The organism is Paraburkholderia graminis (assembly GCF_003330785.1).
GTDB lineage: Bacteria > Pseudomonadota > Gammaproteobacteria > Burkholderiales > Burkholderiaceae > Paraburkholderia > Paraburkholderia graminis.
The window spans coordinates 1,659,879-1,677,201 of record NZ_CP024934.1; the positions used below are offsets into that span (position 1 = coordinate 1,659,879).

Annotated in this window: 17 protein-coding genes; 4 read left to right on the top strand and 13 right to left on the bottom strand. The window is 62.1% G+C overall.

Annotation, left to right across the window (positions count from 1 at the left end):
* The first annotated feature begins 34 nt into the window (after window positions 1-34).
* Entirely contained in the window at window positions 35-934 is a 900-nt protein-coding gene (locus CUJ91_RS07355; RefSeq protein WP_107708306.1) for a LysR family transcriptional regulator, read from the top strand.
* Between the two features lie 10 nt (window positions 935-944).
* Here CUJ91_RS07355 and CUJ91_RS07360 read toward each other — a convergent pair whose 3' ends face one another.
* The 10 genes from CUJ91_RS07360 to CUJ91_RS07405 all read right to left on the bottom strand — a co-directional run bounded on the left by CUJ91_RS07360 (window position 945) and on the right by CUJ91_RS07405 (window position 11,030).
* A complete protein-coding gene (locus tag CUJ91_RS07360; RefSeq protein WP_006051029.1) occupies window positions 945-2,015 on the bottom strand; it encodes an SDR family oxidoreductase in 1,071 nt (356 codons plus the stop codon).
* A gap of 70 nt (window positions 2,016-2,085) precedes the next feature.
* Window positions 2,086-3,165 carry a maleylacetate reductase gene (locus CUJ91_RS07365; protein ID WP_107708304.1) on the bottom strand — a complete coding sequence of 360 codons (1,080 nt, stop codon included), beginning with the start codon at window positions 3,163-3,165 and terminating at the stop codon, window positions 2,086-2,088.
* Window positions 3,162-4,025, bottom strand: a complete 864-nt coding sequence (locus CUJ91_RS07370; RefSeq protein ID WP_107708302.1) for an intradiol ring-cleavage dioxygenase — start codon at window positions 4,023-4,025, stop codon at window positions 3,162-3,164. The genes CUJ91_RS07365 and CUJ91_RS07370 overlap by 4 nt, the downstream gene beginning before the upstream one ends.
* Window positions 4,026-4,045: 20 nt before the next feature.
* Complete coding sequence (locus tag CUJ91_RS07375) at window positions 4,046-4,330, bottom strand: YciI family protein (RefSeq protein WP_006051026.1); 285 nt, start codon at window positions 4,328-4,330, stop codon at window positions 4,046-4,048.
* 29 nt (window positions 4,331-4,359) lie between these two features.
* Window positions 4,360-5,268 (bottom strand): NAD(P)-dependent oxidoreductase, encoded by a 909-nt coding sequence (locus tag CUJ91_RS07380; RefSeq protein ID WP_107708300.1) that lies wholly within the window; start codon window positions 5,266-5,268, stop codon window positions 4,360-4,362.
* Between the two features lie 4 nt (window positions 5,269-5,272).
* Window positions 5,273-6,343, bottom strand: a complete 1,071-nt coding sequence (locus CUJ91_RS07385; protein WP_029969320.1) for a 2,3-butanediol dehydrogenase — start codon at window positions 6,341-6,343, stop codon at window positions 5,273-5,275.
* A gap of 56 nt (window positions 6,344-6,399) precedes the next feature.
* On the bottom strand, window positions 6,400-7,371 hold the full coding sequence (locus CUJ91_RS07390) for an ABC transporter permease (protein ID WP_053857965.1): 972 nt from the start codon (window positions 7,369-7,371) through the stop codon (window positions 6,400-6,402).
* On the bottom strand, window positions 7,368-8,321 hold the full coding sequence (locus tag CUJ91_RS07395) for an ABC transporter permease (RefSeq protein ID WP_053857966.1): 954 nt from the start codon (window positions 8,319-8,321) through the stop codon (window positions 7,368-7,370). The genes CUJ91_RS07390 and CUJ91_RS07395 overlap by 4 nt, the downstream gene beginning before the upstream one ends.
* Window positions 8,305-9,879 (bottom strand): sugar ABC transporter ATP-binding protein, encoded by a 1,575-nt coding sequence (locus tag CUJ91_RS07400; protein ID WP_107708298.1) that lies wholly within the window; start codon window positions 9,877-9,879, stop codon window positions 8,305-8,307. Before CUJ91_RS07400 ends, CUJ91_RS07395 begins: the two co-directional genes overlap by 17 nt.
* The gene (locus CUJ91_RS07405) at window positions 9,876-11,030 is read right to left on the bottom strand and encodes an ABC transporter substrate-binding protein (protein ID WP_107708296.1); all 1,155 of its coding nucleotides are present in this window, start codon (window positions 11,028-11,030) and stop codon (window positions 9,876-9,878) included. The genes CUJ91_RS07400 and CUJ91_RS07405 overlap by 4 nt, the downstream gene beginning before the upstream one ends.
* 158 nt (window positions 11,031-11,188) lie before the next feature.
* On the opposite strand from CUJ91_RS07405, the gene CUJ91_RS07410 reads away from it, so the two are divergent.
* On the top strand, window positions 11,189-12,184 hold the full coding sequence (locus tag CUJ91_RS07410; RefSeq protein WP_244230983.1) for a helix-turn-helix transcriptional regulator: 996 nt from the start codon (window positions 11,189-11,191) through the stop codon (window positions 12,182-12,184).
* A 12-nt stretch (window positions 12,185-12,196) separates the two neighbouring features.
* On the opposite strand, the gene CUJ91_RS07415 is transcribed toward CUJ91_RS07410, so the two are convergent.
* Both CUJ91_RS07415 and CUJ91_RS07420 read right to left on the bottom strand, forming a co-directional pair.
* Window positions 12,197-12,643, bottom strand: coding sequence for a type II 3-dehydroquinate dehydratase (locus CUJ91_RS07415; protein WP_006051018.1), 447 nt, complete (start codon window positions 12,641-12,643; stop codon window positions 12,197-12,199).
* Window positions 12,644-12,647: 4 nt separating this feature from the next.
* Complete coding sequence (locus tag CUJ91_RS07420) at window positions 12,648-13,931, bottom strand: MFS transporter (RefSeq protein WP_029969330.1); 1,284 nt, start codon at window positions 13,929-13,931, stop codon at window positions 12,648-12,650.
* Between the two features lie 192 nt (window positions 13,932-14,123).
* Between CUJ91_RS07420 and CUJ91_RS07425 the strand changes: the two genes are divergently transcribed.
* Window positions 14,124-14,909 carry an IclR family transcriptional regulator gene (locus CUJ91_RS07425; RefSeq protein ID WP_006051016.1) on the top strand — a complete coding sequence of 262 codons (786 nt, stop codon included), beginning with the start codon at window positions 14,124-14,126 and terminating at the stop codon, window positions 14,907-14,909.
* A 24-nt stretch (window positions 14,910-14,933) separates the two neighbouring features.
* Here CUJ91_RS07425 and CUJ91_RS07430 read toward each other — a convergent pair whose 3' ends face one another.
* Window positions 14,934-15,803, bottom strand: coding sequence for a LysR family transcriptional regulator (locus tag CUJ91_RS07430; RefSeq protein WP_006051015.1), 870 nt, complete (start codon window positions 15,801-15,803; stop codon window positions 14,934-14,936).
* Between the two features lie 120 nt (window positions 15,804-15,923).
* On the opposite strand from CUJ91_RS07430, the gene CUJ91_RS07435 reads away from it, so the two are divergent.
* Window positions 15,924-17,315, top strand: a complete 1,392-nt coding sequence (locus CUJ91_RS07435; RefSeq protein WP_029969331.1) for an MFS transporter — start codon at window positions 15,924-15,926, stop codon at window positions 17,313-17,315.
* Window positions 17,316-17,323 lie beyond the last annotated feature (8 nt).

Sequence of the window (17,323 nt, forward strand, 5' to 3'; positions counted from 1 at the left end):
TATAAAGAGACGGGGTATCTCACTGGTGGAACACATGGACCTTCTTGCTCTCGCGGATTTCAACCTGGTTGCCCGTCACGGGAGCTTCGGCGAGGCCGCCCGTGTGGCGGAGCGTCCGAAGGCCACGCTCTCGCGCAGGGTCAGCGAGCTCGAGGACAGCCTGGGGCTCAGGCTGTTTGAACGCGGGTCCCGCGGAGTGAAACTCACGCAGGAAGGACGCGCGCTTTACGAGCGGACCGGTGCGCTTCTCGCGGAGCTTGCGGACAGCGCCGCCGCCATCACGTCGGGTAGCGAACACCCGCGCGGCCGACTGCGCATCAGCGCGCCCGCGCTCTTTTCGCAGATCGCGATGGGCAAGCTGGTCGCCACCTTTGCGCTGAAATACCCCGACATCCGACTGGAAGTGACGACGGAAGATCGTCCCGTCGATATGGTCGAGGAAGGCTACGATCTGGTGATCCGCGTGAACCCCGATGTGGACGAGAGCCTGATCGGCCGTGTGTTCCTGCGCGACCGGCTGGTCGTCGTGGCCACACCGGGCCTGGCGCGGCCGACGGATGGGTCGAGTGTTCCGGCTGTCGTTCGCGGGACGCCTGACCGGATCGCCGCGTGGGACGTCACGGGCCCGAAGGGAAAATCGCGCATCTCGATCACGCCGGTTGCGCACCTTTCGTCGCTGCTCATGGTCCGCGATACGGTGCGTCTTGGCGTAGGCGCCGCGAGGCTGCCGCTGTCGCTCGTGAGTCATGACATCGCGGCCGGCAGGCTTGCGCATTGGGGCGATGTGGACGGTCCCGACATCCCGCTATGGGCGCTTTATCCTTCGCGACGCTTGCTAAGCCCTCGGGTCTCCGCCTTTCTCGATCACATCAAGGAAGCGTTTCCTCTCGGAAAGCCCGAGGAACTGGCGGGATTTATTGGGTTGGATCCGTGAGGCGTGCCCTCTACGAAGGTATGACGCGTTCCTCTTTCAGTTTGTCGAAGAGTGCGAAGAAGGCATCCGGCGTGCTCTGATAGTCGAGGAAGCCGGCTTTGCGGCTCTTGCTCATGTCGGTCAGAACTTCCATCGGACGTCCGAGATCGGCGTCGGTGTGCCACCACGACACGAGCTTTTCGATGCTCGCTTCCCTCAATTGATAGCGGGCCGCGATTGTCGCCCATTGTTCGCCGGCTCCCTGCATGCGATGTTCGAGCGGACGCGTCTCACCGTCGAAAGGCGCAGGCTCGATGCCGAAGTACTGCGCCAGTTGCGACCACATCCATTGCCAGCGGAACACGTCGCCATTCACAACGTTGAAGTCCTCGTTGCGCGCGGCGGGCGACGTTGAAGCCCACTCGAGATGTCGCGCAAGCAGGCGCGCGTCGGTCATATCCGTGAGACCGTTCCATTGCGCGGCCGAACCGGGAAACATGAACGGTTGTCCCGTTTCCTTGCACAGCGTCGCGTACACGGCGAGCGTCACGCCCATGTTCATCGCGTTGCCGAGCGCGAAGCCGATAATCGTATGCGGCCGATGCACGCTCCAGTTAAAGCCGTACTGACGCGCTGCTTCGAACAGCCGGTCTTCCTGCTCGTAATAGAAATTGTCGACGGGTTGGCGGCCCTGTTCCTCGCGAAACGGCGTAAGCGGCACAGTGCCCTGCGCATACGCTTCGAAGGGTCCGAGGTAGTGCTTGAGCCCTGTGACGAGAGCCGCATGTTCCAGCGTGCCGGACGGTCCCAGCGCGTCCAGTACATGACGGACCATTGCACCGTTCACTTCGATGTTCTCGCGCTCGGTCGCCTGTCGCGACCACGCAGTAAAGAAAACGTGCGTGAACTGCCGGCCCTGTAGCGCATTGGCGACGGATGCGGCGGAAGTCAGATCGGCGGTGACGGATTCCATCGCGCGATTCGCTGCGCTCCGGCCGCGTGAAAGACCTGTCACGTCCCAGTCTCCGCACGCGAGTAGATGTTGCGCGAGATTGCCGCCGACGATGCCCGTCGCGCCGATGATGAGTGCCCGTTTTTTCATAGCGAATTGAAATTGAAAAGTGTCTGTTTGCAGGAGTATTTGCGGAGCCGCGCTTCGGTAAGGGAAGCGCTTATACGCTTTCGAACGTGCGGCTGTCGGGCCGCATGCCGTCGAAAGCTGAAGTGAGCAAGCGGTGTACCGCTTCGTATGAGAGTGGCCGGGGGTTGTAATACGGCGCCTGCATTGCGGCGGCCGCAGCCGTCGGAATATCCGCTGCGCGCAGGCCCAGCGCTTTGAGAGACGCCGGCGCATGAAGCGAGCGGCCAAGCTCGTAGAGCGAGGTCGCGGGCTCCGGCGTATCGAGCGCTCTGCACAGACGTTCGTGTGCCGCTGGCGCTGCCGGCAGATTGAACGCCATCGAGTACGGCAGCATCACCGCATGAGTTTCCGCGTGCGGCAGATCGAACATACCGCCGAGCGTGTGGCACAGCTTGTGATGCAACGCCATGCCGACGCTCCCCAGCACGGTCCCGCATAGCCATGCACCGTACTGGGCGGCTTCACGTGCCGCGATGTCGTCCGGCTGTTCGACGATGCGCGGCAACGCATGCGCGAGACTGCGGATGCCTTCTTCCGCGAAGAGCGACATCACGGGATTGGCGTCCTGCGCATAGAGCCCTTCGGCGGCGTGCGCGATCGCGTTGAGGCCGCTCGTTGCCGACAGCGCTGCCGGCAAGGTCAGCGTGAGGCACGCGTCGTAGATCACGGTGCGCGGCAGTACACGGTAGCTCTTGCCGGTCTTTTTCTCACCGGCGGACGTCATGCCGTAGATCGGCGTGACTTCGGAGCCCGCGTAGGTCGTCGGAATCGCGAGGATCGGTAACGACGTTTCCAGCGCGATGGCTTTTGCGAGCCCCAGCGTCGACCCGCCGCCCGCCGCGACCAGTCCATCGGCGCCCGCTGCGAGCGCGGCCGCAACGCCTTCCTGCGCGGTTTCGACGGGCACATGCATGACAGCCCGATCGAACACGTCCACGCAGTGCTCGCCGGCTATCCTGCGCACGCGGTCGGCGAGAAAACGTTGCTCCGGTGTGCAGAGCACGAGCGCGCGCCGGATGCACAGTTCGTCGAGTTCCTCCGCGACGCGCTCGATCGCTCCCGCGCCGAACACGATGCGGCCGGGCCGGCTGGTGTAGGTGAAGGCAATCATGACGATCGGCTCAAGACAAAGTCGAATTCGAGGGTGCTGAAGGGCGTCGTCATTGCGGTGCCGTCGGGCGCCGTGCCGCTCTCGTGATGAATCCACTGCGCAATCAGCGACGAGCGCACGCCAAACACGGCGTCCGAATCGAGGTAACGATCGCCGTCGCGGAACACGTGCGTGACGAGCCGTTCATAGCCGGGCGCCGTGATCATGAAATGCAGATGCGCAGGGCGCCACGGATGGCGCCCCAGCGCTTCGAGCATTCGCCCCACCGGACCATCGTGCGGAATCGGGTAGGGCACCGCGACGATCGAGCGAAAGTGATAGCGCCCATCGGAAAGACTATGCAACACGCCGCGCGCGCGGTGCGTGTCGGCGTCGCTGTGCTGGACATCGTAGAAACCATCGGCGTCCGCCTGCCAGACTTCGATGCGTGCGCCGCTCACCGGTTCGCCGTCCCGGCCGCGCACCACGCCCGACACGAAGCACGGTTCGCCTCGCGCGCCGTTGGCCACGTCGTCGCCGTCGCGATACTCGGGCGCATGGTCGACGAAAAACGGCCCGAAAACCGTGGCTTCCGTGCAGCCTTGAGGCTTGCGATGCGCCATCGCGGTCACGAGCATCGAAAGGCCGAGCGTATCCGACAGCAGAATGAATTCCTGACGGCGCTCGTCGGTGATATGGCCGACCTCGGTGAGAAAGCGGATACCGGCTTCCCATTCGCGTTCGCTCAAGCCGACTTCGCGGGCGAAGTCGTGCAGATGCCGCACGAGACTCGTGACGATCGTCTTCAGCCGCTCATCGGGTGCGTGTTCGTGGCGTGCAAGAACGGCATCCGTGATGGTGTTTTCGTCGAGGTTTCGCATGAATCGATTCCTTGATCTGCCTAGCGGTTGTCGACGCGCTTGAGGAACGGGCGGATATCGACGGTACGCCAGATTCCAGCCTTGTTGAACGGGTCGTTGCTGTTAAAGCGCATCACGTCGCCGATCTCGTCGGCTTCGAAAAGAAAGAAACTGCCGATCATCGTTTCCTCGTCGCCGGCCAGCAGCGGGCCCGACATGACCATTCTGACTGGCGACGTGGCCAGGTACGCCTTGTGTTCTTCGTAATGGGCAAGGCGGCGTTCGACCATGTTGTCGTGGTCGAGGCAGTAGACGGTGTAGTGCATCGTGACTCCGGAGTAAGGTGAAAGCGTACTTAGCGGGTAAGGCCGGCTTGTGCTTCGACAGCACGCACGATGGAAAAGAAGTCCAGTTCCGCTCCATCGCCTTGGGCGTAGTGCGAAAACTGCTCGCGCACGAGTGCCGCGGCTGCCATCGGGACGCCGGCTTCGACGCCGGCGTCGACCACGAGCGACATGTCCTTGAGCATCTGCCGCGAAGAAAACGCGGGAGAGAAGTCACGTTTTTTCAGCGGATCGAGTTTGTATTTGACGAGCGGCGATGCCGCGACGCTGTCGCCGATCACATCGAGCATCTCGGCCCAGTCGAGGCCGCCTTTCGTGCCGAGCGTCAAGGCTTCGGCAAGCAGCACGGCCGTCGAGCCGACAAGGTGATTGATGGCGAGCTTCAGATAACGTGCCTGCTGATCTTCGCCGACATAGTACTGACGCGCCGACATGGCCTGGAAGACGGGCAACGCGCGCCCGTATGCCTCTTTCGCGCCCGATGCGAATACCGTCAACTGCGCGTTGCCGGCAAGGACCGTGCTGCCCGATACCGGCGCGCAGATGTAGCCGACGCCGCGCTTACGCGCTGCTTCGCGAACTTCGCCCGATGCCGTGGGCGACACCGTGCTCATGTCGATATAAACGGCGCCGTCGTTCGCATTTTCGATCACGCCATGTGTGCCGAGCGCGACTTTACGCAATACGTCGTCGTCGGGGATGATCGAGAACACGAGCGGTGCCGAACGCGCGACACTCGCGACATCCTCTGCACGGCGCGCGCCGAGTCCAACGGCCTCGTCGACGCGTCCTGTATCGACGTCGTACACGGTCACGTCGAACCCCGCGGCGAGCAGATTGCGCACTATGGGCGACCCCATCTTGCCGAGCCCGATCCAGCCTACCGTTTGTGTGTGTTGCTTCTCTTGCGTGTGCGGCATGTCGTCACCGTGTCTGGGGATTGATGAGAATCTTCATCTTGTCGCTGCCTTTGTCGCTCAGTACGTCAAAGCCTTTCTCGACGACTTCGTCGGCATCGATCAGATCGTGAATGAGCTTTTCAACCGGGAACTTGCCGTTCGCGATCATGCCGATGATGCGCGGCCAGATCGTGACGGGGTAACACCATGTGCCTTCGATCCGGATGTCCTTCAGCGACCATTTCATCGGGTCGACGCTCGCTGTGCCCACGTGCAGACCCGCCTGAACCACAGCGCCCGCCGATCGCACCGCGTCGACGCATGCGTTCAGCGCATGCTGGTTGCCCGCGCATTCGATCGCCACGTCCACGCCGACGCCTTCTGTCAGGTCGCGAATCTTTTGCGGCAGTTCGCCGTCGGATGGATCGAAGATTGCGGTCGTGACGCCGAAGCCGGCCATCTTGTCGGCTCGCGCCGCATTGGGTTCGCTCACGAAAATCTTCGTGGCGCCCGCTGCATGGCAGGCGAGGGCGGCAAGTACGCCGATCGGGCCTGCGCCGGTAATCAGCACGGTCGAGCCGACCGTGACGCCGCCGCGGTCGACGGCATACAGCGCGACAGCGGCCGGTTCGATCAGCGCGCCCTGCTGGTCGCTCACGGTGTCGGGCAAGCGGTTCGCGTGATAGTCGTTGAGCAGCGTGTATTCGGCCATTCCGCCGCCGTCCCAACTGAGCCCGACGCAGCCCATTTTCGAGCACAGATGGCGCATGCCGCGCGCGCAGTAATAGCACTGTCCGCACGACGCGAGCGGCATCACCGAGATGCGGTCGCCGCGTTGCACGTTCTTCACGTCCTTGCCGACTTCGACGACCTCCGCGCTGAATTCATGGCCAAGCACCTGAGGCGCTTTCGCGCCTGTCAGCGCATGCGGTTCGGTCGGCACCACGATGGGCCCCGCCTGATACTCGTGCAGATCGGTGCCGCAGATGCCGCACCACAGCGGCTTGACGATCATCTGGTTCGCGCCCATGCCCGTCGGGTCCGGTACGTTTTCGACCCGGACATCGTGCGCACAGTGAAAACGCACTGCTCTCATGTTCGACTCCTTGGTTAGCCGGGCCATTTCGTATGGCCTCGTGTGAATGGGTAAATTCAGCGCTGCCGGCGGCTCACGTAGCACGCGGATGCGCCGATGATGATGACGCCCTTGACGATGATCTGCGCCTGCACGGGCATGCCGATCAAGAGCACGATGTTGAAGACGACGACGAGAATCGCTGCGCCCGCGAGTCCGCCTGGCAGCGAGCCGCGGCCGCCGGAAAGGGCGAGGCCGCCCATCACCGCGGCGACGATCGAATCGAGCTCGAAGCCGCGTCCCACCCAGTTGTCGACGATGCCGACATAGCCCGACAGGATCAGCCCCGCCAGCCCGGCAAGCAGCGCGCTGATCGCGTAGCACGCGATGCGCACGGTGTCGGGGCTCACGCCGACCAGTCTCGCGGCGACGGCATTGCCGCCCACCATGTACACGCGTCGCCCGAAGGTGGACAGATGCAGCAGCGTGCCGAACACGATCGCGCACGCGAGCAGCAACAGCACGTTGACGGGCACGCCCGCGACCGAGCCCGTTCCCAGCGTGTGAAAAAGCGGTGGCACGTTGCCCGAAGGCGCGCCTTGCGTATAGGCGAAGCGCAGGCCGTCGAGCACGACCGCCGTGGCAAATGTCGCGAGAAACGGCGACACCTGGCGCTTCGTCACGAGCAGGCCGTTGAGCAGACCGGCGCCGATGCACAACACGAGCGTGACGCCGAAGATGGCGGGCGCCGAATGGTTGGTGTCGTCGAATGCGGTGGCGATGACGGCTGCCGTGGCCATCACCGAGGCAACCGACAGATCGAGTCCGCCGACAAGAATCACGAACACCTGGCCGATCACGACGATGCCGAGCGGCGCGAACTGCACCAGCATGTTGACGACGTTGTCGGCACGAAGGAACGTCGGCGACCTTGCACCCGAAAGCGCAATCAGCGCCACGAGAAACAGATAGATTCCATAGCGTCGCGCGACACCGAGCGAGAGCTTGCGCGCAGGCGAGGCGTCCGTGCGTGGAGCAACCGAGTTCATGCGAGCCTCCGTTTCTGCTGGACATTCACGCAGACGGCGGCAATGATCGCGACGCCCTGCACGATAAGCTGATACTGCGACGGCACGCCCGCGAAGTTGATCAGGTTGTTGAGCATGCTGAGCAGATACACGCCGAGCAGCGTGCCGATGACGCCGCCGCGCCCGCCGCTCAGAATCGTGCCGCCGACCACAACCGGCGTAATCGACGCGAGCGTGTAGTTGGCGCCGAGATACGGTTGACCCGATCCGAACTGGGCAGCCAGATAGATGCCCGTGAGACCCGCGCAGAGGGACGAGAACGTGTAGACGAACAGAATGACGCGTTTGCGGGGAATGCCCGACAGCGTCGCCGAGTTGTCGTCGTCGCCCACGAGGTAGACGTATCGCCCGAGGCGCGTATTGCGCATGAAATACGATACGCAGCCGTAGAGCAGCAGCACGACGGTGGCGGTCACGGGCACGTTGGCGTAGCGGCCGTAAGCGAGTGCGTCGAAGCCGTCCGGCACGCCGCCCGCCGGGCCGTTCGCGTAGTACAGAATGCCGCCTTGCAGCACCGCGCCCATGCCGAGCGTGACGATCAGCGGATGCACGCGCAGCCAGAGCACGAGCAGGCCATTGACCAATCCCACGAGGACGGACAGCGCAATCGCCACTGCGATCGCCACGGCCCATCCGCCTTGTGTGGCTTCCGACAAACCGGAGGTGAGCGTGGCCGACACGCTGATCAGCGAGCCGACCGACAGATCGATGCCGCCCGTCAGCACGGCGAGTGTCTGCCCCAGTGCGACGAGCGCAAGTCCCGTCGCCTGCTGATGGACGTTCAGCAGATTGGACAGCGTCGAAAAGCGGTCATTCACGCTGGCCCCGGCGACGAACAGCATGACGATCAAACCGGCCACGATATACGCGGCTGCGTTCAGCGGAACATGACGCCTAATGAGCGAATGCATGTGCGCCTCCCGTTCGAACGAATTGCCCGCCGCCGGTCGCGAGCGCCATGATGCCGTGCTCGGTCATCTCGTTGCCGCTGACTTCGCCCGCGATGCGTCCTTCGCGCATCACGAGGACGCGGTCGGACATGCCGATCACTTCCTGCAACTCGGAACTGATCATCAGGATGCCGAGTCCCCGATTCGTCAGTTCGCGCATCAGGCGATAGATTTCCGCCTTCGCGCCGATATCGACGCCGCGGGTCGGTTCGTCGAGAATCAGCACGCTGGTGCACACGCGCACCCATCGGCTGATCAGCACCTTCTGCTGATTGCCGCCCGACAGTGTCGCGACGCTGCCCGCGGGGCGCGCGCCCGCAATGCCGAATTCGCGGATTGCATCGGCGCCCGCGCTTCGCTCGTGTTTCGCTTTCAGCAATCCGAAACGGGACACATGCTTGAGCGTTGTCGCCGTGACGTTCTGCGCGACGTTCAGGTACATCAGCAAGCCTTCGGACTTGCGGTCTTCCGTGACGAAGCCGAGGCCGAGGCGGATTGCCGTTGCCGGTGTCATGCGCGTATGGCGCGCGCCGCGCACTTCGATCGTGCCGCGCGCGGGCAGCGCGCCGAATACGCCCGACGCGAGTTCGGTGCGGCCGGAGCCGACCATGCCGGCGAGCCCGACGATTTCGCCGGCGCGTACCGAAAGCGAAGCATCGAATACGCGATTGCCGACCTGCAGCCCTTCGACCTTCATCAGCACCGTGCCGCCCGGTTGCAGCGTGGGCTTTGGCGGATAGATGTCCTTCATTTCGCGGCCGACCATCATGCGCACGAGATCGGCGCGCGTCGTTTCGGAAACGGGCTGTGTGCCGATCTTGCGGCCGTCCTTCATGACGGTCACGCGGTCGCACAGTTCGAAGATTTCATCGAGCCGATGCGAGATATAGACGATCGCGACGCCGCGCTCGCGCAGCACGCGCAGCCGTGCGAACAGCAGTTGAACTTCCTTGCCCGCGATGACTGCTGTCGGTTCGTCGAGTATCAGCACTCGTATCTCGCTGGCCATCGCCTTCGCGATCTCGACCATCTGCTGACTGGCGACCGAAAGCGCGCCGACACGCTCGCGCGGATCGAGTTGTACGCCGAGTTCGTGCAGCAAGGCGGCGGCGCGTTCGTTCATCGCGCGATGGTCGATCGTGCCCAGCCGCGTGCGCGGCTCGATTCCGGCGAAGATGTTCTGCGCCACGCTCGATTGCGGAAACAGCACGAGTTCCTGATAGATGATGTGAACGCCGTGCGCCTTTGCGTCGGCGGGGGACTTCCACACCATTGGCTGACCTTCGAATCGCAATGCGCCTTCGTCGGGGACATAGGCACCCGCAAGCACTTTCATCAGCGTCGATTTGCCTGCGCCGTTCTCGCCGACGAGTGCGTGAATCTCACCGCTACGCACACCGAAGTTCACGGCATCGAGGCTCTTTACACCAGGAAATTGCTTCGTGATGCCGGTGACCTCGATCACGTCGGGCTGCGCGTCCAGGCTTTCGCCTGCCGGACTGGATGTGGGCTGGTTCATTTTTCACCCGGCAACTTGATCTTGAAGGTCGACGGGTTATAGTCCGCGCCCATGCCGCCGTCGATGATCTTGTCGGGCGGACCCTTCGCGTCGACCACCTGATCGATGTACTGGTCGGGATGCGGGACCGATGCCGTTTCGTCGCCACGCGTCAATGCGATCTGCGGACTGATCTCGTAGATCTTGGGCAAGGGCTGACCTTGCAGCACCTTGAGCGCGACATCGAGCGACGTGCCGCCCATTGAAGGCGGATAGCCGATCTCGAGCATCGGAATCTTGTACTTCAACGCGAGTTGCAATGGGCCGTTCAGATCGGCTGTCGTATGCGGCGGAATTTCGCCTGGCTTGAATCCGGCCGCGACGAACGCTTCGATCGAGCCCGCGACGGGCAAGCCGTGTGCGCACCACACGGCGTTGATGTTGTGCCCGTACTTCGCGATCATGGCCTGCATCTGCTGCTTGGCCTTCACGGGGCTCCAGTCGGAATACACCGTGTCGAGCACCTTGATGCCGGGGTATTGCGAGAACACTTCGTGCGCGGCCGCCTCGCGGTCAGCGCTGACGCTCGACCCCGCCTGGCCTGCGAGCATGATGACGTTGCCCTTGCCATGCAACTTCTCGACGATCCATTGCGCCCACACACGGCCCATCATCGCGTCGGAGCCCGTCACGAACGAAACAAAGTTGTCGGATGAAATGCGCCGGTCGACCATCACGACGGGTATGCCCTGTTTCATCGCACGCGTGACAACGGGGTCGAGTGCCTTCTGCGTATTCGCGCTGACAATCAGCAGATCCACGCCGCGCGAGATCAGATCCTGAATGTCGGCGGCCTGTTTGGCGTCGTCCATGTTTCCGTTTGTGATCAGCAGTTGCCTGATCTGGTCGGGATGGTCGGCCGCCGCCTTCATCAGCGAGTGCTGCATCACGACGCGCCAACTATCGCCGAGTCCCGCATTCGAAAAACCGATCACATAGGGCGGCTTCTTCTTGAACTTCGCCGTGTCGGCGAACGGAATCTGCACGGCGGGATTGAACAGAAACGTACGCGGCGCACCGGTGTAGTCCGCACGCGCGGCACACGAAACTGTCAGAATGAAGGCCGCGGCGGCGAATACGCTCGCACGGTGAAAGCGGGTCGAACGACGCATGAATGTCTCCGTAAATGTTCTGATATCTGTCGGGAGACGCACGCGTTGTGGCCGCTAATTTTCGACGCGGCTGGCTGGCACCTACGCGGGTAACGAGTTCTATAATCTGGCGTTACCGATGCTGGATACAGCGTGCTTCCCGACGGCGCCAATGTCGCATGGTTGACGGAGCGCATCTAGCAATTGCCATTACTAGTAATGGCAGTAACAGGGAACGCAGGAGGACACGAAACATGGAAAAGCAGCAGCGTCTGGACGAACTGGCCGATTTTCTGAGGACGCGTCGCGCCCGTCTTCGACCCGAGGACATCGACTTTCCAAGCGGCAGCCGTCGCAAGACACCGGGACTGCGGCGCGAAGAAGTGGCCGAGCGCGCCGGCATCAGCGTCACCTGGTATGCGTGGCTCGAACAGGGCAGGGAAGTGAATGTGTCGTTCAAGACGATCGAAAGTCTTGCGAATGCGTTGAAGCTATCGCCGCACGAGCGCACACATCTGTTCGAACTGGCCAACCACTACACGCCGCCCGGTCCGTATCCGATTGCTCAAAACGTGACAGATACCGTTCGACGCATGCTCGATCAGCTCGGCAACATGCCGTCCTACGTGGTTGACGGCAACTGGAACTATGTGACGTGGAACGAAGCGGCGGTGCGTGTGTTTACCGATTTCCGCAAGATGCCTGCGGGCCGCTGCAATCTGCTGTGGTTCACATTCCAGCAGGACGGTGCGCGCTCGCTCTTTCAAGGTTGGGATGCCTACGCAAAATGCGTGCTTGCGCAGTTTCGCGGCGACTATATTCTTCGCCCGTCGGGTGAAGTGTTTTTGCGTGATCTCGTCGAAGAACTGAACGATACCGATGCTGACTTCTGCCGCTGGTGGGCGGAGCATGAGGTGCTCAAGCGAAGCGACTGGCGCAAGGTTATCGAGCACCCCGTTGCGGGCGTGCTCGAACTCGATGCGCTGTCGCTCGAGGTGCCGGACGCGCCCGGCATGCGCATCATGGTCTATACGCCCGCGCCGTCGACGGATACGGCGCAGCGTATCGAGGCGTTGATGAGAACCGGCCACGTCGATGCCATTCCATTTCCGGCTGCCACGGTACTCGATACTTTTCGGAAAGCACGGGCACCGAAAGCAGGACATCGCGGATAAGAAAGGACTGGCTTAAGTCGGGCTGCCCCACAGATCGTCGACTGCGCGGATCGCCAGCAAATAGCCGTTTGCGCCGGCCCCGCAGATCACGGCGGTGGCCGCCACCGAAATGGTCGAGTGACGGTATTCTTCCGAGCGCTTATGGATATTGGTGATGTGCAATTCCACCACCGGCCGGCGAATCAGCTTGACTGCGTCGAGCACCGGAATCCGGCCGAACGAGAAGCCCGCCGGATTGATGATGAGCGCGGCGTCCTGCAGGAATGCTTCCTGAATCCAGTCGATCAACTGGCTTTCGCTGTTGGTCTGACGGAATACGCAGTCGAACTCGAGCGTGTCGGCCAACGTCAGGCAGTTCTGTTCGATCTCCTTGAGCGTGGTGCTGCCGTAAATATGGGGCTCTCTTGCGCCCAGCATGTTCAGATTGGAGCCGTTGAGGATATAGAGTTTGCGGGTCATGGTTTCAATGTGTAGAAGAGCTTTCGAGCGCGGTGCCTCTGGTTTCGCGCGATATCGCGATCATCAGGAACGAGAGCAGGTTCAGCGAGCCGCACACCGCGACGATGGCCCACGGAGAACCGTGAAATGCATTGAGCAGCGCCACCGCGACAATCGGCATCGGCCCGCCGGTGAGCAGGTTGGCGCCCGAGTACGATAGGGCAGAGCCGGTGTAGCGTGCCTCGGTCGGAAAGGACTCGGCAAACCAGACCGGCTGGATGCCGCTCTGAAATTGTGTGAAGCCGAGGAAGGCGCCCATCACCGCCATCGTCATGCCAATCGAGTTCTGGTTCAGAACCGGAAAATAGATCAGGCAGCAGATCAGCGTGCAGAACGAGCCGATCATCAGCGCACGCCTGCGTCCGATCCGATCGCTCAGATAGCCGCCCAGCAGCGCGCCGGCAATCGCGCAGACATTTGCAACCATCAGCAGCATGAAGCCGGTTTGCTTGGGCACGCCCAAATGTTTCGTCAGGTAGCTGAGCGAGAAGACCACGATCAGATAGAAGAGCGCAGCGGGGCCGCAGAAGAACAGCGTCAGGCGAAGGGCGGTGCGCCAGTGATACCTGAAGACGGTGCCGAGCGGATTGGCGGCGCGCACCGGAGCGCCCGTCTTTTTGAGCGCCTCGAAGGCCGGTGTCTCGCTGACCTTCCTGCGGATGTAGATGCCGAGCAGCACGAGGACAAAACTTGCGAGGAACGGAACGCGCCATCCCCAGGCGTTGAAGTCGTCCGATGAAAGCAGGGCGGCCATCGTAAAGAGCGAGAGATTGGCGAGAATCTGACTGAGCGGCGAGCAGATGCCAAGCAGTCCGGAATACCAGCCGCGCCGGTTGGCTGATGCGTGCTCCACTGCCATCAGTTGCGCGCCGGTCGATTCGCCGCCGAGCGCGAAGCCCTGGATGATACGCAGCGACACCAGCAACGTCGGCGCGAGAATGCCGACCTGCTGGTAAGTGGGCAGCAAGCCCATCAGAAACGACGACACGCCCATCACCGAGACAGTGATCAGCATCAGCTTGCGACGTCCCCAGCGGTCGCCGAGCATCCCGCAGATCACCGCGCCGAGCGGCCGTGCGGCGAGCCCCGCCCAGAAACTCGCCAGCGATGCGAGCAGCGACGCGGTCGGGTCGAGTGAAGGGAAAAACAGCTTTGGAAAGATCGTGGCCGCGACCACGCCATACAGCGCGAAGTCGAACCATTCGAGTGCGGTGCCGACGGTTGCGCCCGCTACCGCGCGGCGCGCCATCAAATGGGCCTGCGCGGACTGTTTCCCCGCGGCCACGTCTGAGTCTGAATCTGCGAACGACGACATGTTGTCTCCTCAATCCCGATGTGTTGAAACGTTCGTTCTGGCGACGAACAAATGCTATTGTTTGCGCTCTCCAAACGAGGCGTTCCACGCTGGAACTGCTTTTCACATGATGGAAGCGGACGCGACATGTCGCTGAAGAACGGTCTCAGGATTCTCGATTGGCTGGCCTCGCAAGGCGAGGGCGCAGGCCTCGTGGCGATTGCCGACGCCTTGTCCCTGCCGCGCAGCACGTGCCACCGTCTGCTCACGGACCTCGTCGAAGGCGGGTATGTGCGGCAGCTCGTCGATCACAGCCGCTATATCCTGACCATGCGGATGACGTCGAACGGACTCGAGTTTCTGAGCCTCACCGGCATTGCCGATATCGCCCAGCCGATTATCGAGCGCGTCGCCGCAAAGACCGGCGAACTGGCGCGGCTGTCGCTCGTCGACGGTGACGCCATTATCTGGGTCGGCAAGGCGGACGGGCAGCGCGTCGGCTTTCGCTACGATCCCGACATGGGCCACGCGGCGCGGCTGTCATGCACGTCGACCGGTCACGCGTGGCTCATGACAATGACCGACGAGCAGGCGGTGGCGCTGGTTATCAAGCAGGGCTTCGGTCAGCCGAACGAGTTCGGGCCGAATGCGCCGACCACGATCAAGGCACTGCTCGGTTTCCTGCACGCTGCGCGAGTGCGCGGCTACGCGATGATCGACGAGGTGTTTGCGCCGCGCATGTCGGCGGTGGCGGTGCCCGTGGTGAGCGGCTCGCGCTGCGTGGGCGTGATCAGTCTGGCGGGGCCGCGGGTGCGGCTGACCGCCGAAAAGATTCACGAGTACTCGGTGCCGCTGCGCGAGGCTGCGAACGAACTTGCGCAGTTGAGCAACATGGCCGGGTTTCCTGGTCGGCCGCCGCTTGGGAAGGGGTGATCGACTCCTCGAAAAATCACCCAATCAGTCGAGGGCGGCGAGCGCCATTTCGATGAGTTGCTCGTGACGTCTGGTTGCGTCGCTACTCTGTTTGCGCGAAATCATGAAAAGAGAAAGGGGCTCGGGGGGATCTACCGCGATCCGGTGGATCGTGCATCCGGTCTCCTTCGCCAATGGCGCCGTCAAAAAACTCGGGACGATTGCCCACGCCGCATTTCTGAGCATCGGCGCGAGCATGTGTGCTTTCTCAACCCAATTTACGTGCCGCGAAAACCCGCGCCGAATGCGCCATAAATCGAACTGAGGCGACCACGGCAAATGAATTTCTCTCGATGGGTCGAGATCCGTCATGTCGAGCGCTTCAGGCAAAGATGTCTTACCCGACGCAGCATAGACCACAAGCATCGCGTAATCGCGGAGCTTTCTTGAGACAAGGTCGACGTGTTCGGACGGGGTCAGTGTGAAGGCTACGTCCAGGTGACCAGATGCAACGCGGTTAGCGAGCTGGAAATAGCGCGAACTTTCCATGTGCAGACGAACGGGCGGTGTCTCGTCGCAGAGCGCAGCGATAAACGGCGGAAGGACGTTGATCGCAACCGCGTCGACCGAACCGACGGCAAGGTGTCTTACCTGATTGCCCTGAAGTTGCTCAGCCTCGACTTCGAGCATTTTCCAGCGCTCGGCAATGTCGAGAAACCGCTCACCTTCGGCGGTCAGCGATATGCCCCGCGCTCCCCGCGAGCGCAGCAACAGCAGATGTCCTATCCGGCGCTCGAGGGACTGGATCCGATACGAGACAGTCGACTGCGTCGTGGATACGATCTCGGCCGCCTGAAGCAGGCTTCCCGAGCGGACCACCGCCAGGAATGTGTTGATCTCCTCGCTAAACAACATATTTAGCCCTTCGATATTCGGTGAATAAAATCCGACATTGACCGATATTGTGCCGAACCTTAGCCTACTCGAACAGAACAACATCTCCGTCATCTGATTCGGCAAGGTTTGGAGGCACATATGGCAAAGACACTCGTCGGCATCGAAGATTTACCTACGAGCCGCTTCCACAGGAGGATTGCCGTTGTGGCGGCAGGGGGGCCGTTCTGCGACGGCTATTTGCTAGGGATCATTGTTGTAGCGCTGCCGTTCATTGCAAAGGATCTCGCGCTGAGCGCGCTGCAGATCGGTCTGATCGGCGCGTCCAGCCTCATTGGCATGTTCGCGGGTGGCGTCGTTTTCGGACCAATGACGGACCGCTTCGGCCGCCAGAAGATGTATGTGCTCAATCTCGCCGTATTCGTTATCTGCTCACTCGCGCACTTGTTCGTGCATGACGTGACGACGCTCTTCATCCTTCGTTTCATCATGGGGGTTGCGCTGGGCGCGGACTATCCCATCGCCACCGCGCTCGCAGCTGAATTCCTGCCCCGGAAGCTTCGCGGGCCGGTTCTCGCGAGCCTCGTGCTTCTGCTCTGGGTCGGATACACGTTAAGCCTTGCAACGGGTTTGATCGTGAGCGGTAGCGAAAGCGGTGTATGGCGCTACATTCTTGCGAGCGCTGCCATCCCTTCAGCACTTTTCCTGCTGCTGCGCCTTAACATCCCCGAGTCGCCGCGCTGGTTGATTTCCGTAGGACGGGTAGAGGCGGCGCGTGGCATCGTGGAACAGCATCTTGGGCCCCAGGTTGACTTTGATGCGCTCGTTGCTGAGACGCGTGTCAGCACTTCAAGGCGTGGCCTCGGACTGTCAAAAATCCGCGAACTGATTTCGCGGGGCTATGGGCGCATGCTGGTGTTCTGCTCGATCTTCTGGATGTGCCAGATTGCGCCCTCGTTCGCAATCAAGACGTTTCAACCGATGTTGCTGAAGTCGCTCGGCGTCACCAGGCCACTCGCCGGCTCGCTCGTAATCATTTCGTTTGCGATCGTCGGAACCGCGATCGGCATGTTCGTCGTCAACCGGGTCGGTCGACGCACGCTTTGTCTTGCCTCATTCGTTCTTGCAACGCTCGCGCTGTTTCTTCTCGCGACGCCGATGTCGGGCATTGCCACTGTTGCGATTGGTTTATTCATTCTCTTCACGGTGGCCGAAGCTGCCGGTTCCGGGCTGCAGTTCATCTACCCGAACGAGATTTTCCCGACTGACCTTCGAGCAACCGGTATGGGACTCGCCATGTCTGCGAGCCGCATCGGAGCCGCGGCAGGAACCTTCCTCCTTCCTACGGTACTCGTCCATTTCGGAAGCGCGACTGGTCTGCTTATCGCGGGCGGGATCAGCCTGGTTGGCCTGCTCGTATCTGCTCGCATGGCTCCCGAGACCCGTCATGTGTCGCTTGGCGCGGCAAACGCTCCGACGGTGGACGCGAGCGCCGGCGAACACGCTCTGCAGCGAAGAGAGGCTCGCAGCTGACCGGTAGG

Bases quoted from the DNA above. Each gene is read 5' to 3' on its own strand.
- CUJ91_RS07355 (WP_107708306.1), top strand. From the start codon at position 35: ATGGACCTTCTTGCTCTCGCGGATTTCAACCTGGTTGCCCGTCACGGG.
- CUJ91_RS07360 (WP_006051029.1), bottom strand. From the start codon at position 2,015: ATGAAAAAACGGGCACTCATCATCGGCGCGACGGGCATCGTCGGCGGC.
- CUJ91_RS07365 (WP_107708304.1), bottom strand. From the start codon at position 3,165: ATGATTGCCTTCACCTACACCAGCCGGCCCGGCCGCATCGTGTTCGGC.
- CUJ91_RS07370 (WP_107708302.1), bottom strand. From the start codon at position 4,025: ATGCGAAACCTCGACGAAAACACCATCACGGATGCCGTTCTTGCACGC.
- CUJ91_RS07375 (WP_006051026.1), bottom strand. From the start codon at position 4,330: ATGCACTACACCGTCTACTGCCTCGACCACGACAACATGGTCGAACGC.
- CUJ91_RS07380 (WP_107708300.1), bottom strand. From the start codon at position 5,268: ATGCCGCACACGCAAGAGAAGCAACACACACAAACGGTAGGCTGGATC.
- CUJ91_RS07385 (WP_029969320.1), bottom strand. From the start codon at position 6,343: ATGAGAGCAGTGCGTTTTCACTGTGCGCACGATGTCCGGGTCGAAAAC.
- CUJ91_RS07390 (WP_053857965.1), bottom strand. From the start codon at position 7,371: ATGAACTCGGTTGCTCCACGCACGGACGCCTCGCCTGCGCGCAAGCTC.
- CUJ91_RS07395 (WP_053857966.1), bottom strand. From the start codon at position 8,321: ATGCATTCGCTCATTAGGCGTCATGTTCCGCTGAACGCAGCCGCGTAT.
- CUJ91_RS07400 (WP_107708298.1), bottom strand. From the start codon at position 9,879: ATGAACCAGCCCACATCCAGTCCGGCAGGCGAAAGCCTGGACGCGCAG.
- CUJ91_RS07405 (WP_107708296.1), bottom strand. From the start codon at position 11,030: ATGCGTCGTTCGACCCGCTTTCACCGTGCGAGCGTATTCGCCGCCGCG.
- CUJ91_RS07410 (WP_244230983.1), top strand. From the start codon at position 11,189: ATGGTTGACGGAGCGCATCTAGCAATTGCCATTACTAGTAATGGCAGT.
- CUJ91_RS07415 (WP_006051018.1), bottom strand. From the start codon at position 12,643: ATGACCCGCAAACTCTATATCCTCAACGGCTCCAATCTGAACATGCTG.
- CUJ91_RS07420 (WP_029969330.1), bottom strand. From the start codon at position 13,931: ATGGCGCGCCGCGCGGTAGCGGGCGCAACCGTCGGCACCGCACTCGAA.
- CUJ91_RS07425 (WP_006051016.1), top strand. From the start codon at position 14,124: ATGTCGCTGAAGAACGGTCTCAGGATTCTCGATTGGCTGGCCTCGCAA.
- CUJ91_RS07430 (WP_006051015.1), bottom strand. From the start codon at position 15,803: ATGTTGTTTAGCGAGGAGATCAACACATTCCTGGCGGTGGTCCGCTCG.
- CUJ91_RS07435 (WP_029969331.1), top strand. From the start codon at position 15,924: ATGGCAAAGACACTCGTCGGCATCGAAGATTTACCTACGAGCCGCTTC.